The following is a 15,415-nucleotide window of genomic DNA, read 5'->3' on the forward strand; positions in this document are numbered from 1 at the left end:
CGACGGTGCTCGCTGTGGGACGGGCACAGGTGTGCGGTGCCGCCGAGGGTGGACGGACGGTGTGGCGGCGGACGACCGCTCCCAAGACGCTGTCCGCGGCATCAGTGATCACCCCGGGGGGCCGCAGGGCCTCACGCGCGGCGGGCCTCACTTGACGGCTCCCAGGGAGAGCCCGCGCACCAGCTTGTCCTGGGCGGCGAAACCGGCGATCAGGACAGGCAGGGAGACCAGGGTGGCCGCCGCGCACAGCCTGGCCAGGAACAGGCCTTCGTTGGTGATGAACCCCACCAGGAAGACCGGCGCGGTGGACGCCTGGGTGGCGGTGAGGTTCACGGCGAACATGAACTCGTTCCAGCTGAAGATGAAGCAGATCAGCGAGGTGGCGGCGATCCCCGGCATGGCGACGGGGGCAACGATCCGCAGCAGTACCGTGGGCAGTCCCGCGCCGTCGACCTCTGCCGCCTCCAGGATCTCCCTGGGTACTTCGGCGAGGAACGACCGCATCATCCAGACCGCGATCGGCAGGTTCATGGCGGTGTAGAGGACGACGAGGGTCCAGATGTTGTCCAGCATGCCGATGTCTTTGACGATCATGTAGATCGGCAGAAGTGCCGCGATGAGCGGCAGGAACTTCGTGGACAGGAAGAAGAACATCACGTCGGTCCACTTCTTGACCGGCTTGATGGACAGCGCGTACGCCGCGGGGAGTGCCAGGGCGAGGACCAGCAGGGTGGAGAAGACGGCGGCCATGGCCGAGTTGAGCAGGAACGGGGTGATGTCACGGCCCAGCAGCAGCCTGTACTGGTCCAGCGTCAGCGGCGCGAGGGGGCTGGGGGGGTTGGTCGCCGCGTCGGACTCCTGGTGAAAGGACGTGAGAACCATCCAGGCCACCGGCGCGAAGAAGGCCAGGGTGGCCAGCCACGCGACGAAGGTCCACAGGGGTGACAGCCGCGGCGACTGCCCGGGGTCGTTGTGACGCCGACGACGGAGGCGGCGCATGACGGGACTGGACGGGGTGCGGGCGGCCGCGATCGTGCCGGTCATCGGGACACCTCTTCACGGAACAGGGAGGCGACCACGCGCAGGGCGAACGTCGCGATGACGATCGAGCCGATCACCACGACGACACCCGCGGCTGCGGCTTGGCCGTACTCGAACTTGCGGAACATGGTCAGGTAGATCTCATAGGGCAGATTCGTGGTCTGGGAGCCGGGGCCGCCCTGGGTGATGGTGTAGACGGCGTCGAAGGTCTGCACCACGAAGATGCTGCCGAGGACGACGCCCAGCTCGATGTACTGGCGCAGGTGCGGCAGCGTGATGAGGCGGAAGGTCTGCAGCGCCGAGGCCCCGTCGACCTCGGCGGCCTCCAGCACGTCTCCGGGCTGCGCCTGCAGGCCGGCCAGCAGGATGAGCATCATGAACGGCGTCCACTGCCACACGAGCGCGACCACCAGCGACGGCATGGGGAAGGACGAAACCCAGTCCACGGTGGGGCCGTTCGCCGCCCCGAACAGCCGGTAGACGGCGTTCAGTGTGCCGTTGAGGAGCCCGTAGTCGGGGTTGTAGATGGCGTGCTTCCACACCAGGGCGGCAGCGACGGGCATGACCAGGAACGGCGCGATGAGAAGGGTGCGGGCGAGGCCGCGGCCGAAGAAGTGGCGGTCGAGCAGCAGGGCCAGGCCCAGGCCCAGCACCACGCTGAGGACGACGACGGACGCGGTGAGGACGACGGTGTTCAGGACTGCGTTGCGCAACCGTTCGTCGGTGAAGACGAAGGCGTAGTTGGACAGACCGGTGAAGTGGCGGTCGTCCGGCCGCAGGATGTTCCACTGGAACGTGGAGATGACGAGCGTGGCCACGAAGGGCAACTGCGTGACGGCGATGGTGAAGATCAGTGCGGGCAGCAGCGGAAGGCGACGCCGCCACGCGCGTTCACCCTGGGGCTTGAGCGGTCGGACGGGTGGCCGCAGGCGCTTCGTGGGGGGCCGGTCTAGCGTGATCATGGAATGACTTTCTTCCGCGGCGGAGCGGTGGGGACTGGGAGGGCGGCTCCGGCCGGCTCGGGACCGGCCGGAGCAAGTGACTCAGTTGTAGTTCTTGGCGACGTCCTCGGCCTGCTTCTGGCCGTCGTCGAGTGCTGTGTCCACACTGGTCTTGCCGGCGATGGCGGCGGAGATCTCCTGCGTCGTCTTGGTCCCGAGGTCCTGGAACTCGGGGATGGCGACGAACTGGATGCCCACCGTGGGCCGCGGCTGGACGCCGGGGTTCGCGGGGTCGGCCTGCTGGATGGACTTCAGGGTGATGTCACCGAACGAGGCGGAAGCCTTCTGGTACTCGGGGACCTGGTAGGTGCTGGCCCGCTTGCCCGCGGGCACCCGCGACCAGCCGAGCTTCTCTCCGACCAGCTTCTCGTACTCCTTGCTGGAGGCCCAGAGCATGAACTTCGAGGCGGCGTCGGCATTCTTGGTGGTCTTCGGCATCGCCCACGCCCAGGCCCACAGCCAGCCGCTGCTCTTGGTCTTCTCCACGGGAGCGTAGACGTAACCGATCTTGCCGGCGGCCTTGCTGGTGCTCGGGTCCTCCAGAGAGCCGGCCGCGCTGGTGGCGTCGTACCACATGGCGACCTTGCCCTGGCTCATCGCGTTCAGGCACTCGGTGAATCCGGCCTGTGCGGCGCCTGCCTCACCGTGCTTGCGGACCAGATCGACGTAGAACTTGGTGGCATCCTTGAAGCCGCCGCTGTTGACCTGCGCCTTCCAGTCCTTGGTGAACCACGTACCGCCGAAGGTGTTGACCATGCTGGTCAACGGCGCCCCGAGTTCTCCCCAGCCCGCCAGGCCGCGCAGGCAGATGCCCCTCATCCCCGGCTGTGCACCGTCGACCTTCGCCGCCAGGTCGGCCACCTGCTGCCAGGTCGGATGCTCCGGCATCTTCAGGCCCTTCTGGGCGAACACGTCCTTGCGGTACATGAGGAAGGACGACTCGCCGTAGAACGGCAGGGCGTAGAGCTTGCCGTCCGAGCCGGACAGCGACTGGACCATCGGCTTGAGCAGGTCGCCCGTGTCGAAGCCCTTGTCCTTGTCGGCGTAGGAGCCGAGTTCGTGCAGCCAGCCGTTCTTGTGCCAGATGGGTACCTCGTAGGCGCCGATGGTGGCGACGTCGTACTGCCCGGCCTTGGTGGCGACGTCCTGCGTGACCTTGTCGCGCAGCTCGTTCTCGGGAAGGACCGTGAAGTTCACCTTGATGCCGGTGTCCTTCGTGAAGGTGTCCTTGGTGAGCTTGGCGATGTCCTCCATCTGCGGATTGCCGACCATCAGGACGTTGATGCTGTCGCCGCCCGACGAGGAGCCGCCGGCTCCGGCTCCGGAGCAGGCAGTGGCGAGCAGGGCGGTGGTGGCGGCGCAGGCCATCAGGGCATATCTCGTCGATCGGGTGACGCTTGTCGGACGCATGACGGGGACCTCTCGTGCGGGTGGGTCGGGGAAAACGGCCTGTGAGGCACTCGTGGCGGCACGGCTCGTTGGTTCAACGGCTCAGCCGGGGCTCTCTCCGAGACGTCGACCGAGGCTCGGCTGAGGAAGACGGATGCCTCCCTGGGTGTGGGCGGGGCATCGATGCCGCAATTAATAGCACTAAAGCGCGGCGTTGTTAACACATCTTGCGAGAAGAACTTATGAGATCTATCGTCTGCTCGTCTCGCAAGCGTGAGGCTCCGGCGCCTCGCGTCCGACGGTCGCCGACGCAGCCGTCGGCGGCACACTCGCCGAAGCTCCGGACCCGCCTTCCACTCCCCCGCCCTGCCCCCAGCCCCGAGGAATCCCGCATGAGAGCCAGCCCGAATCCCCCAGCAGCCCCCGCGGTCGTCGTGGCGGGAGATGCCCTGGTGGATCTCACGCCCGTCCGGACAGTCACCGGCGACATCGCCTACCAGCCGCGGCCCGGGGGCTCCTGCCTCAATGTCGCGGCGGGCCTCGGACGCCTCGGCGTGCCGGCCGGCCTTCTGGCGCGCATCTCCGACGACCAGTTCGGCGACCTGCTGCGCGCACACCTCGAGGAATCCGGCACGCAGCTCACTTATGTGGTGCCGACCTCCGACCCGACCGCCCTTGCCGCCGTCCGGCTCAGCGATGACGGTTCGGCCGCCTACTCCTTCCATGCGAACGGTGCGGCGGACCGCGGTCTGCGGCCCGAGCATCTCGCCACCCTGCCGGATGCCGGCCGCCTGCCCCGGGGGGCGGCGCTGCACCTCGGCTCGCTGGGACTGGTCCTGGAGCCCCTCGCCTCGACGCTCGACGGACTGCTGCGCCGGGAGGCGCGGCACAGGGTGGTGTCCCTCGATCCGAACGTGCGACCGGGACTGGTGACCGACCGCGCCCACTGTCTCCGGCGCTTCACCGAGTGGGTGGCGCTCGCCGACGTCGTGAAGGCGAGTGAGGAGGATCTGGCCTGGCTCTGCCCCGGTGAGCCGTACGAACTGGTGGCAGAGCGCTGGCTGGCTGCCGGGGTGTCGCTCGTCCTCGTCACACTGGGTTCCCGAGGAGCCTGCGCGGTGGGGCGCATTGCTCGCACCCACATGCCCGCACCGGCGGTGAAGGTCGTCGACACGGTCGGGGCAGGCGACGCCTTCACCGCGGGCGCGCTCGCCCATCTGCACCGGACCGGGCGTCTCAGCAGGGAAGGCGTCGCCACACTGGGCGCGGAGGAACTCACCGGGCTGCTCGCTCACGCCGTCGGGGTCGCGGCTGACACCTGCACGCGGGCGGGCGCCCAGCCGCCGTTCCTTCGCGACGGCATGCCCACCCCTTCGCGGCAGCCGTAGCGCGCCGATCAGCGCTTCGGGCTCTGCCTGCCTTCCGTTCATCGGGCATCGCCGGTCTCAGTCCGCCCCCGGACGGAGGGCCGGAACGGCGAGGCAGGCCAGAATCCACGTCCCGCGGTCGTCGTGGTGCAGGTCGACCCGGGCCGCCAGGGTGTGGACTATGTCGAGACCGCGGCCGTGTTCGTCCGGATCCTCGTCTGCGTCGCGCCGGCGCGACGGAGCGGGGTCACCGTGATCACCCACGATGATGCCGAGAGTGCCTCGGGCGAGCACCAGATGGAGCGACATCTCGCTGCGCCCGTGGACGGCCGCGTTCGCAGCCAGTTCCCCCACGATCAGAAGAGCCGAGTCCTGTTCCTCGTCGGACAGTTGCCAGCGCTTGAGCACGGTTCCGGCGGCACGTCGCAGGCAGCCGACGAGTGCCTTGTGCGCCGGAAGCGTGAAACGAGCCTTGGCCGGGTGGTGCGGGGGCGAGGAGCGGGGGCCAGAGGAAGGGATGCCGCTCCACGAAGTCGCGAGCGGGGCGCCGTGATCGATCGGCGGGGCGGTCTCGGAAGGCATGGCCGTTGCTTTCGGGCTGACATCGGGAGTCGGTGTTCCGTCGGATGGCGGGGGCCGGCCCAGAGAGCCGGGTCAGGGATTTGTCCTTCCTGCCTGTCTACGCCCGACCTAACCCATTTGCAATAGAAACTCAGATAAAATCACAGAAAATGTGATAACCAGGGATCGGTCTGGTCACTCCGACGTACTCGCCGAGCCGAGGCGGCCCCAGACGGGCCAGAGGGCTTCCTGCGCTTCCCGGTAGATCTGGTAAGCCTCCTCCAGTACCGCGACCCGGTCCGGGGCCGGTTCGTGGCGCCTGATGACCGGAGGGTCGGTAACCGGGTCCGGCCCGCCGCCGATCAGTCCGACGGCTCCCGCGGCGAGCAGAGCGGCTCCCCGGGCGGCGCTCTCCTCGACGTCCGTCACCAGGACCGGTCGCCGCAGCGCGTCGGCGAACATCTGGCTCCAGACGACGCTGCGCGCGGCACCACCGGTCAGTCTGGCCGGCCCGGTGATGGGCAGATGGGAGCGGAGGACGTCGACGTGCCACCGGTGGTTGAGGACGACACCTTCCAGCACCGCCCGCAGCAGGTGCCCACGGCCGTGCCACCCGCGCAGGCCGAGGAAGGTACCCGAGGCCGGACCTGGGTGGGGGGAACCGTAGACGAAGGGATGGAACAGCACCTCGGAAGGGCCCTGCAGATGTTCGTCCACCTCCTGGCCGATGGCTCCGTAGATGTCCTCACGGTGTCCGGCTGGTGCACCGATGACCCGCAGGAACCAGCCGAGGTTCGCCACCGAGGCGGGCGAGGTGGACATGATCATCCAATGCCCGGGGCGGAGAAATCTGCGGCACTGCCACCGGAGGTCGGTGACCGGGCGATCCCAGACCACCTGGTTGATGCTGAACGTCCCTGCGATCAGGCACAGTTCACCCACCTCCGTGGCACCGATGCCCAGCGCCGCCGCATCGACATCATGAGCGCCGGTGATGACGGGTGTGCCGACGCCGAGCCCCGTGAGGGCCGCGGCCTCCCGGGTCACCGTTCCGCACACCGCGTCGCAGGCCCGCACGGGCGGCAGCTTGTCGACGAGCCGTCCCAGGCCGAACAAGTCGAGCAGCTCCTGCGAGTAGCCGTCCCGGCGCATGTCGGTGAACGAGGCGCTGGCGTCCGTCGGATCGGTGGCCACCACGCCCGTCAGATGCCAGCGCAACCAGTCCTTGCACGAAAGCAACCAGCGGGCCCGCTCCAGCACGGCCGGCTCGTGACGTTCGAGCCACGCCAGCAGGGCGGCCGGAGAGCCCGCGAAGGGGACCGTGCCGGACAGGATGAGGGCACGGTCCCAGACCGGAGTGTCACGCCACTCGGCCAGTACAGGCTCGGCACGCGTGTCCATGGCGACGATCGCGGCCCGCACCGGCCTGCCGTACTCGTCAACTGCGTACAGGCCGTCGCCGTGTCCGGCCAGCCCCACGGCGGCGACGGCCCGCCCGTCCACGCCCGCTGCGGCGAGGGAGGTTCTGATGGCCCGGTGGGTGGTTCGCCACACGTCGTCCATGTCCCGCTCGACCCAGTGGGGACGCAGGGTGTCGAGCGGGACCGTGCCGGCGCCCTGCGCCACCTGTCGGCCGGCGGAGTCGAAGAGCACGGCCTTGGTCACGGTATGCCCGGCATCGATGCCGAGCACCAGATCGCCGGCCACCGCTCACACCCACCCCAGCTCACGGGCATTCACGGCGCAGACACACCGCCCCGTGGCGGACAATTCCGCTATGGCCTCGGCGACCAGCCGTGCCGAACGCATGCTCGTGGTCGTCGTGTCACCGGCAAAGTGCGTGGTGATCGTGACATTGTCCAGTCGGCGCCAGGGACTGTCCGCGGGGAGGGGTTCCTGGTCGTGGACGTCGAGCGCGGCCCCGGCGATGCGATGGGCCGCCAGGACGTCGTAGAGAGCGGCGGTGTCGACCAGGCGGCTGCGCGCGGTGTTCACGAAGTAGGCGGTCGGATTCATCAATGCGAAGTGGTGCGAGCGGATGAAGCGCTCGGTCTCACCCGTCAACCGTGCGAAGACCTGGACGAAGTCGGACTCCCGGAACACCGTGTCCAGCCCGTCGGCCCGTGCGACGGAGTGCTCGGCCATCACGGCGTCGGACACGTACGGATCGTAGGCGATCAGCCGTGCGCCGAAGCCGCGCAGCACCCTGGCGAACGCGCGCCCCACATGGCCGAAGCCGACCATCCCGACCGTGCTGTCACCGAGCTCGCGGCCAGGACGGCTGAGGGTCTCGCGCCAGCCACCGGCCTTCACCGAGGCATCCACCCGGGCAATGTCCCGGGCTTCCGTCAGCATCAGACCGACCGCGAGCTCGGCCACGGCCGTGGCGTTGCGGCCGAACACCGGCACGACCCCTACTCCAAGGGCGGTCGCGGCAGCGACATCGACGTTTTCCAGCCCCCTTCGTGCCACGCAGACAGCCTTCAGCGCCGGGGCCGCCCGGAGCACCGCACGGGACACCGGTGCGAAGTGCAGAGCCAACACCTCGGCCTCTCCCACGGCCTGCAAGATCTCATCGGGCACCGGCTGAGCCTCCGGACCGTGCCACTCCATGGTCTGCTGCGCCGCGTGCTGTTCCGCCTTGGTTCCGGGCCACTCCACGCCGCGCACCGGTCCGAAGCCCGGGCCGCAGGTCTCCGCCAGGGCGTCGACGTAGAACTCGGCAGGAATGAAACGATCACCGACGATCACAACGTGCAACGAGGCCTCCAGGAGGTGCCCCTTCCGGTCTTCCGCAATCGTCCCACGCACGCCTGCGGAGCGCCCGCCGCCGTCGCCGGGCCTCGTACCCCGCGCCAGGGCCCCGGCACGGTCGACATGCAAATCCCCTGAGGGCGGAGCGCGGGCTCCGTCACGGAGCCCCATACCGCCGCTTGGCGCGGACGCCCGCGGGTCCCAGCACGGCCGTTGTCGAGGCGGCGGTCGCCGGCCGAGGCGGCGTCGGCGGCCACCGACGTCATCGACTTGATGACGGTTCTGCAGGGCAGCATCGACCAGACCCGTGGCGGACGTAACACAGAGAGTCAACCACACCAGCAGAAGCCGTCCCCGGCCCGCAGAGCGGCACGGAAGCCTGCCGGGAAGGCGGCGAAGAAGGCCACCGCCAGGAAGGAGGCGCGGCCGAAGACGGCCCGCGCGTCGGCTGCATCCCGCACCCAGCGCAGCACCGCCAAGAGTGAGCTGCGGCAGCTGAGCAAGGCGGAGCCGTACCAGCGGGCTGCCGAGTACGACATCGCCGGCCGCTCCAAGATGAGCCGTGAGGAACTCATCGATGCCCTCGCCCTCGGTGGGCGCCGCCGCAAGAAGAGCGCCGCCTGACCCGGCATCGTGCTGCGCTCGTGTCGTGGACCCTGCCGGAGCCGATGCTGAGCACTCCCGTGCCCGGACCCGATCTACGGCCGGGCGGGGCCGCTGAACCGAAGTCATCGACAGGGTTTTGTGTTGTCCGTTGTCCCATCGCGAGCTCGGCCTCCCTGCCCCGGCCAAGGCGCCTGCACGGGGCAGTGTTGGACTGCCAGGGGGCGTTGTCCGCCGAGGCCGACACCGTGGTGCTGCACTCGCGCCGGGGCACCGACATGGGGCCGGCCCTCCCCGAGATCGTGGCCGCAGCCCGGCGGCTGCCGGACGCGACCGCGGTCGACTGCGTCCGTACCTCGGCGAGGACAACGCGTGATGTCGGCGCGGACGGCCGTCAGGCGGCCCGCGCAGTCGGCGGCGACGCCACCCACGACGAGGGTCGGAAGGGAGGCACGGGGCCGTCGCAGAACGCCCGCGGACGCGGTCGTGGACGGTCGAGGTACGCGTCAGCCGGCCCGAAGACCGACCGCCAGCGTCAGTTCGAGGACCCGGTGGGGCGTTGCGAGATCCGGAAACAGCTCCCGCAGTTGCGACATCCGGTACCGGACGGTCTGGGGGTGGACGAACAACGCCGCCGCCACCTCGTCCCGCCTGCCCTGGTGCAGCAGCCACGCCCGCAACGTCTCCTCCAGCCGCCGTGCGGTCGCGGCAGGCAAGGCCCGCAACGGTGCGAGGGCTCGGGCACGCAGGTCTGCGTACGCGTCCGCGTCGGCGCTCAGCACCAGCTCGGGCAGGTGGTCCTCGGTGTCGCGGATATCGGAGGAGAGGGAGCGCGCGCGTGCGGCTCGTGCGTACGAGGCGGACGCACGAGTCCATGGCCGGGCGGGGCCGACCACGGCGGTGCGGCCGGTCAGCTGCCGCAAGAGGTGTGGTCGGTCGGCATCGGGGACGAGCAGCGCACCGGTGGCGTCCGGCAGATCGTCGAGGACGAGGGTGCTGGGGTCGAGCGCGCGGTAGGCGGGCCGGGCTTGGGCGGCGGGCAGCAGGACCGCGGTCAGCGAAGTCGGAGGCTGCCATCCGGCTCGTTGGGCAGAGGCCAGCAGGACGTCCGGGCTCGCGCCGGCGAGGAGGTCGCGGGCCAGGTGTTCCAGGTGGCGCTCCTGGGCGCGGCCCTGGGCGGCCAGTTCGTCGGCGTGGCCCGCGGCGCTCGCGGCGGAGAGCTCGTCGATGTAGGCGAAGGTCAGCTCGGCGAACTTGGCGACCTCGGCGGCGGGCAGGCCTGCGGGTACGGCACCCGCTGCCAGGCATCGCCAGGCCACGCGGGCGCCGACGCGGTAGGCGCTGAGCAGGGCGTCCATCGAACGGCCGTCGCGGACCTCGCCGCGGCCCAGCTCGTAGGCTGCGTCACCGGCGTCGCCGCCTGTGGCGTTCCCGCTCGCGAGGTCCAGGTAGTGGCCCAGGGCGGTGCGGACGGCTCGGCGGATGGTGGCGCCCATGTGGCCCGAAAGGGCGTTGGCGTAGGGAGGGACCTCGTCGATGATCGCCTGGACGACCTCGTCGGCGGTGGTCTTCAGCGCGGCCCGAAGCGCGGTGACCGTCGTGTCGTCCAGGGCCAGTTCGCTGGCCCTCCGGATTGCATGGCTCATCTTTTTGTTTCCTGCGAACAATTCAGCCGACCAGATTTACGTCCTGTGGTCAGGACTTTACGCCTTGAGGCGCAGCAAGCTGGAGTCATGACGAGTACAGCCCTCCGCAGCAGGGCGTGGAAGCTACTGGAGATGGTCACGACGCCGCTGCTGCCGTCGGACTACCTCGACCTGGTCAGCCCGCTGCGTGCGGGCGCTGACCTGCGGGGGCGCATCGAGGCCGTGCATCCCGAGACGGGTGACGCCGCGACTGTCGTGATCAGGCCGGGACGGGGCTGGCGCGGCCACACAGCCGGTCAGTACGTGCGGATCGGGGTCGACGTCGACGGGGTGCGTCTGTGGCGTGCCTACTCCATCACCTCGCCGACGAACCGCCAGGACGGCCGCGTCACGATCACCGTGAAGGCGATCCCGGACGGCAAGGTCAGCAACCACCTGGTCCGCAGGGCGAAACCGGGCACGCTGATCCAGCTCGACCAGGCGACCGGTGACTTCGTGCTGCCGCAGGCCAAGCCCGCCAAGGTGCTCTACCTGACGGCCGGCAGCGGCATCACGCCCGTGATGGGCATGCTGCGCGACACCGAGTTCGACGACGTCGTCATGGTCCACTGCGCGCCACAGCCGCACGACGTGATCTTCCGCAACGAACTGCACGATCTGGTCGCGGCCAAGAAGCTGCGGCTCACCGAGGTGCACACCGACACGGACGGCATGCTCGACATCACCCGTCTCGGCGAACTCGTGCCCGACTGGGCCGAGCGCGAGACCTGGGCCTGCGGGCCCGCGGGCCTGCTCGACGCCGCCGAAGAGCACTGGAGCGAGCACGGCGTACCAGAGCGCCTGCACACCGAACGCTTCCGCCCCGGCATCGTCGTCGCCGGCGACGGCGGCGAGGTCACGTTCAGCGCCACCGGCAAGAGCGTCGACGCGGACGGCGCCACGCCGTTGCTGGACGTCGGCGAGGAGGCCGGCGTGCTCATGCCCTCCGGGTGCCGCATGGGCATCTGCTTCGGCTGCGTCACGCCGCTCAAGGCGGGCGCCGTCCGCGACCTGCGCACCGGCGAGATCACCGAGGCCGAGCCGGGCGTCCTCATCCAGACCTGCGTGTCCGCCGCGGCGGGCCCCTGCGACATCGAACGGTAGGAACAGCTTGACCGCCATCGACCCCACCGCCCACCTGACCGCGGAGCAGATCGAGGAGCTCGGCCGCGAGCTGGACGCGATCCGCGACGAGGTGATCGCCGACCGCGGCGAGAAGGACGCCGCCTACATCCGCAAGGTCATCTCCGCGCAGCGCAAGCTCGAACTGGTCAGCAGGGGCGTGCTGCTGTTCTCGTTCTTCCCGCCCGCGTGGCTGCTCGGCACCGCCGGTCTGTCCGTGGCCAAGATCATGGACAACATGGAGATCGGCCACAACATCCTGCACGGCCAGTGGGACTGGATGCGGGACCCGAAGATCCACTCCACCACCTGGGAATGGGACCACGTCTCGCCGGCCGACCAGTGGAAGCACTCGCACAACGAGCTGCACCACACGTACACCAACGTGATCGGCAAGGACAACGACCTCGGCTACGGCATCATGCGCGTCGACGAGGACCAGAAGTGGCACCCGTTCCACCTCGGCCAGCCGCTGTGGAACTTCATCAACGCCTGCTTCTTCGAGTACGGCATCGCCGCGTACGACCTGGAGCTCGGCAAGAACCTGCACAAGCGGCGCCGCAAGAACCCGGAGTTCCGCGCGCGGGCCAGGGCCGTGGGCCGCAAGATCCGCAAGCAGGTGCTCAAGGACTACGTGATCCACCCGCTGCTGTCGGGCCCGTCGTTTTTCACCACGCTCGCCGCCACGTTCACCGCGAACCTGGTCCGCAACCTCTGGTCCCACTCGGTGATCATGTGCGGGCACTTCCCCGAGGGCGTGCAGGTCTTCGAGCGCCGGTCGATCAAGGGCGAGACCCGCGGCCAGTGGTACCTGCGCCAGATGATGGGCTCGGCGAACATCAGCGGCAGCAAGGCCATGCACTTCATGACCGGCAACCTGTCCCACCAGATCGAGCACCACCTGTTCCCTGACCTGCCGAGCAACCGGTACGCCGAGGTCGCGGTGAAGGTGCGCGCGCTGTTCGAGAAGTACGAGCTGGAATACGTCACCGGCCCGCTGCCCAAGCAGGTGTTCTCCGCGTGGCACAAGGTCTTCCGGCTCTCACTGCCGAACAAGAAGCCCAAGGTCAAAACGCCGGACCGCGAGCAGGAGCTCGTCGCCGCCTGATTCCCGGTCGTGGTTCAGGTCTCCCGGCCCTACCGGCGCCACCGCCGGGTTCGGTGAGATCCGCCCCGGACGGTGGGCGGCCGCGGCATCAGACCGTACGACACGGGATCCGGGGCAGCCGGCTGCGCTGCTGGCCGGGGCGTGCGCCAGGAGCTCAGCACACAGCCCCGGCGGGGTGTTGGGTGCGCGGACCTGCCACGGCCGGGCCGGTGGCCGGGGACGTACGCGCACCCGGTGTGCCGACGGGCGGGCTGGGCGGAAGGCACGGGCTGGGCCGCGGACACTGCCGGAACCGATGCCCGCCGCCCCGGGCCCGACCCCGCGCTGCTGCCATGCACACGCTCGACGGCTCAAGGCTGGAACTCGGTGGCGTCGGTCAGGAGCGGGCCACGGAACCGGCCGCCGCGGCCCGCCGGATCTGCCATGTTCGGCACGGGGCACCGGGCCTACAGGTAGTCCTCCAGACGGGCGACCGTGTAGCCCTGTTCCTGGATGTGGCGCAGCAGGTTGGCCGTCATCTCGGTCATCGTCGTGCCCTTGAGTTCGGACGGTCCGCGGAAGTGGGCCAGGATGATGTCGCCCGGGTGGAGCTTCCTGCCGGGGCGCTGGTACTGCATGTTCGTGATCTGCATGGACTCGCGCCACAGGACGATCGCCTGGATGTCGCAGGACGCGGCGGCGGCGCGGGTGTCCTCGTTCCAGTTGCCGTAGGGCGGACGCATCAGACGCGGCATGGTGCCGTAATGGTCCTTCAGCTTGATCTGCTGGCCACAGACCTCCTGTTTCTGAGCAGACGCGCCCAGGGTGCGCAGGTTCGGGTGCGTCAGCGTGTGGTTCTGGACGCCGTTGCCGAGGGCCTGGAGCTTCTTGAAGTAGCCGTAGTCGGAGCGTATGGCGGAGTCCGTCAGGAACATCGTGAACGGGATCTTCAGTTCCCGCATCATCGTCACGAACCGCGGGTCCTTCTCCGCCCCGTCGTCGAAGGTGAGAAAGACGATCTTCTTGTCGGTGGGTATCTCGCTGATCACCGGCACCTGGCCGCCGCCGGCCCGGAGTTGCACCGGCTTGGCAGCCGGTGGCGCGGGCGGAGCGGCCAGCGGCTTCAGGCCCCACTTGCGGTAGGCGGCCTCGACGGCCGCGCGCGCATCCGCGGCGCCGTGTGAAGGCTGTGCGGACACCGCGGAGCGGGACGGCGCGGCGGGGCGGGGGTCGGCCGAGGGCTCGGCAGTGCAGCCCGCCGTTAGAAGGGCGCAGGCCAGCGCCGCTCCTCTGATCCGCCTGTCCATCGGGTTCCCCCATGCCATCCGTGCGCCACAGCCTGTCCACCTGCTTGATGGCGAACGGCCGCCAGCGGTTCCGAACAGGAGATCGATGATTCGGTGTTCGTGGACGGCGCGGCCGCCGACGACAGTGAGGTCCACCTGGACGCCGGTGATGTCGTGCGGGTCGAGGTCCAGAAGCGGGCGGTCCAGAACGCACAGGTCCGCTGCCCTGCCCGGCCCGGTCCTGCCCTTCCAGTCGCCGGCGACGTCCTGCCACACGTGGGTGGGTGGACGGGTAGGCGCGCAGGGCGTCGGCGGGCGTCACGCGCTGTTCGGGGCCGCTCGTTCCGCCGCTGGCCGGACTCGCGGAGCAGCATCGCCGCGTCCCCGGCCGCCAGTTGGGCTCCTTGATCGGTGCGTCGAAGCTCGCGCACACGCGCACGCACGCCCGCCTCGAGCGCAGACCGTACCGGCCTCTGGTAGGCCGAGCGCTCCGGGCCGACGACCTCGTCCATGAAGTCGGAGATGGTCCACCTGATGGCCGGGGTCATGTTGACGCCGTAGCCGTGCGCGGCCGGCTTCGCCAGGCTGCCGGCGCCGATAAAGTCGCCGTGGGTGACGCGGCCGCCGGGCGTCGGGGCGGGGTGCGGCCGCCTTGGCGGCCACGAAGGCGTCGACGACCGTGTCGACGGCCCGGCCGCCGGTGACGTGCACGCCGAGCTGGAAACCGGCCTCGTGTGCGAGCCCGATCACCTCGCGCGACTCCTCCATCTGGAGTGCGGGGCTGTCGCCGTGCACGCACAGGCAGCCGTGGCCGCACTCGGGGGTACGGCTCGTTCACAGACCGTGCGGTTCGGCGGTACCCCGTCGGCGGAGATTGTGACTCCGATGGCGTTCAGCCGCCGGAGGTCCGGCGACGCCGGGCGGCGCAGTTCCTCCAATCGCTTGCGCAGGTCGTCGGCACCGCCGCCCGTCGGGGCGGGCAGCAGCAGGCCGCTGACCCGGGCGTGGAGTTCACCGGCGGCGAGTTCGGTGTACGCGCTCCGGGTGTCGGTGCCCACGCCGCCGAAGAGAGAGTGCCGGAGCCGGGCGGGGCCGAGGCCGGGTTCGGTGTAGCCGGTGATGGCGCGGGCATGCAGTGCGCGGACGAAGCCCTGGATGGCCCGGCGGCGCTGAGCGATCGGGCTGGTCGGCTGGCCTGAGCAAGCCCGCCAGAATGTCGGCCGCGTGGTCGCCGCGACTGATCGAGGATGCGACGGACACCCTATGTGCTTCCGCCCGCCGGACAGATACTCGCCAGCCCGACCGCAGGCCGGCGTTGCCGTCGCGAGTGCCGGGTTCTTCGCCGCCTCAGCGGTCTTGACCACGAGCACCGAGGCGGAGCCCAGCGCCGTCAGTTTCAGATCGACGTCCGGAAGGACTCCGGCGTAGGTGGCGGGGCGCCGTCGAGCCGAGGCCCGGGCAGCACAGTGGGCAAGCCGAGCTTCAGCTCATGCCCCTTGTCCTCCGACGTGACCAGTCC

At 69.8% G+C, this 15,415-nt stretch carries 12 protein-coding genes; 4 read left to right on the forward strand and 8 right to left on the reverse strand.

Going from position 1 to position 15,415, the window contains the following annotated elements:
- Positions 1 to 147: 147 nt before the first annotated feature.
- From ACFY2L_RS35055 to ACFY2L_RS35065, 3 genes are all read right to left on the reverse strand, one after another.
- The gene (locus tag ACFY2L_RS35055) at positions 148 to 1,044 is read right to left on the reverse strand and encodes a carbohydrate ABC transporter permease (protein WP_390661682.1); all 897 of its coding nucleotides are present in this window, start codon (positions 1,042 to 1,044) and stop codon (positions 148 to 150) included.
- Positions 1,041 to 2,003 carry a carbohydrate ABC transporter permease gene (locus ACFY2L_RS35060; RefSeq protein WP_390824352.1) on the reverse strand — a complete coding sequence of 321 codons (963 nt, stop codon included), beginning with the start codon at positions 2,001 to 2,003 and terminating at the stop codon, positions 1,041 to 1,043. Before ACFY2L_RS35060 ends, ACFY2L_RS35055 begins: the two co-directional genes overlap by 4 nt.
- An 81-nt stretch (positions 2,004 to 2,084) precedes the next feature.
- Positions 2,085 to 3,452: an ABC transporter substrate-binding protein gene (locus ACFY2L_RS35065; RefSeq protein ID WP_390661680.1), complete on the reverse strand. Its 1,368-nt coding sequence runs from the start codon at positions 3,450 to 3,452 to the stop codon at positions 2,085 to 2,087.
- Between the two features lie 371 nt (positions 3,453 to 3,823).
- On the opposite strand from ACFY2L_RS35065, the gene ACFY2L_RS35070 reads away from it, so the two are divergent.
- A complete protein-coding gene (locus ACFY2L_RS35070; RefSeq protein WP_390661679.1) occupies positions 3,824 to 4,819 on the forward strand; it encodes a carbohydrate kinase in 996 nt (331 codons plus the stop codon).
- Positions 4,820 to 4,876: 57 nt separating this feature from the next.
- Here ACFY2L_RS35070 and ACFY2L_RS35075 read toward each other — a convergent pair whose 3' ends face one another.
- The 3 genes from ACFY2L_RS35075 to ACFY2L_RS35085 all read right to left on the reverse strand — a co-directional run bounded on the left by ACFY2L_RS35075 (position 4,877) and on the right by ACFY2L_RS35085 (position 8,110).
- Positions 4,877 to 5,380 (reverse strand): ATP-binding protein, encoded by a 504-nt coding sequence (locus ACFY2L_RS35075; RefSeq protein WP_390661678.1) that lies wholly within the window; start codon positions 5,378 to 5,380, stop codon positions 4,877 to 4,879.
- 174 nt (positions 5,381 to 5,554) lie between these two features.
- Entirely contained in the window at positions 5,555 to 7,066 is a 1,512-nt protein-coding gene (locus ACFY2L_RS35080) for an FGGY-family carbohydrate kinase (protein ID WP_390661677.1), read from the reverse strand.
- A gap of 3 nt (positions 7,067 to 7,069) precedes the next feature.
- A complete protein-coding gene (locus ACFY2L_RS35085; protein ID WP_390824391.1) occupies positions 7,070 to 8,110 on the reverse strand; it encodes a 2-hydroxyacid dehydrogenase in 1,041 nt (346 codons plus the stop codon).
- Positions 8,111 to 8,386: 276 nt separating this feature from the next.
- Between ACFY2L_RS35085 and ACFY2L_RS35090 the strand changes: the two genes are divergently transcribed.
- Positions 8,387 to 8,737, forward strand: coding sequence for a hypothetical protein (locus ACFY2L_RS35090; protein ID WP_390824353.1), 351 nt, complete (start codon positions 8,387 to 8,389; stop codon positions 8,735 to 8,737).
- Positions 8,738 to 9,222: 485 nt separating this feature from the next.
- On the opposite strand, the gene ACFY2L_RS35095 is transcribed toward ACFY2L_RS35090, so the two are convergent.
- Complete coding sequence (locus ACFY2L_RS35095; protein WP_390824354.1) at positions 9,223 to 10,362, reverse strand: helix-turn-helix domain-containing protein; 1,140 nt, start codon at positions 10,360 to 10,362, stop codon at positions 9,223 to 9,225.
- A gap of 87 nt (positions 10,363 to 10,449) precedes the next feature.
- Between ACFY2L_RS35095 and ACFY2L_RS35100 the strand changes: the two genes are divergently transcribed.
- Positions 10,450 to 11,505, forward strand: a complete 1,056-nt coding sequence (locus ACFY2L_RS35100; RefSeq protein WP_390824355.1) for a ferredoxin reductase — start codon at positions 10,450 to 10,452, stop codon at positions 11,503 to 11,505.
- 7 nt (positions 11,506 to 11,512) lie between these two features.
- Positions 11,513 to 12,631 (forward strand): fatty acid desaturase family protein, encoded by a 1,119-nt coding sequence (locus ACFY2L_RS35105; protein WP_390824356.1) that lies wholly within the window; start codon positions 11,513 to 11,515, stop codon positions 12,629 to 12,631.
- A 446-nt stretch (positions 12,632 to 13,077) separates the two neighbouring features.
- Here ACFY2L_RS35105 and ACFY2L_RS35110 read toward each other — a convergent pair whose 3' ends face one another.
- Entirely contained in the window at positions 13,078 to 13,917 is an 840-nt protein-coding gene (locus ACFY2L_RS35110; RefSeq protein ID WP_390824393.1) for a polysaccharide deacetylase family protein, read from the reverse strand.
- Between the last annotated feature and the right edge of the window lie 1,498 nt (positions 13,918 to 15,415).

The organism is Streptomyces sp. NPDC001381 (genome assembly GCF_042895685.1).
In the GTDB taxonomy this organism is placed as follows: domain Bacteria; phylum Actinomycetota; class Actinomycetes; order Streptomycetales; family Streptomycetaceae; genus Streptomyces.

Bases quoted from the DNA above. Each gene is read 5' to 3' on its own strand.
- ACFY2L_RS35100 (WP_390824355.1), top strand. From the start codon at position 10,450: ATGACGAGTACAGCCCTCCGCAGCAGGGCGTGGAAGCTACTGGAGATG.
- ACFY2L_RS35075 (WP_390661678.1), bottom strand. From the start codon at position 5,380: ATGCCTTCCGAGACCGCCCCGCCGATCGATCACGGCGCCCCGCTCGCG.
- ACFY2L_RS35110 (WP_390824393.1), bottom strand. From the start codon at position 13,917: ATGGACAGGCGGATCAGAGGAGCGGCGCTGGCCTGCGCCCTTCTAACG.
- ACFY2L_RS35090 (WP_390824353.1), top strand. From the start codon at position 8,387: ATGACGGTTCTGCAGGGCAGCATCGACCAGACCCGTGGCGGACGTAAC.
- ACFY2L_RS35095 (WP_390824354.1), bottom strand. From the start codon at position 10,362: ATGAGCCATGCAATCCGGAGGGCCAGCGAACTGGCCCTGGACGACACG.
- ACFY2L_RS35060 (WP_390824352.1), bottom strand. From the start codon at position 2,003: ATGATCACGCTAGACCGGCCCCCCACGAAGCGCCTGCGGCCACCCGTC.
- ACFY2L_RS35070 (WP_390661679.1), top strand. From the start codon at position 3,824: ATGAGAGCCAGCCCGAATCCCCCAGCAGCCCCCGCGGTCGTCGTGGCG.
- ACFY2L_RS35065 (WP_390661680.1), bottom strand. From the start codon at position 3,452: ATGCGTCCGACAAGCGTCACCCGATCGACGAGATATGCCCTGATGGCC.
- ACFY2L_RS35055 (WP_390661682.1), bottom strand. From the start codon at position 1,044: ATGACCGGCACGATCGCGGCCGCCCGCACCCCGTCCAGTCCCGTCATG.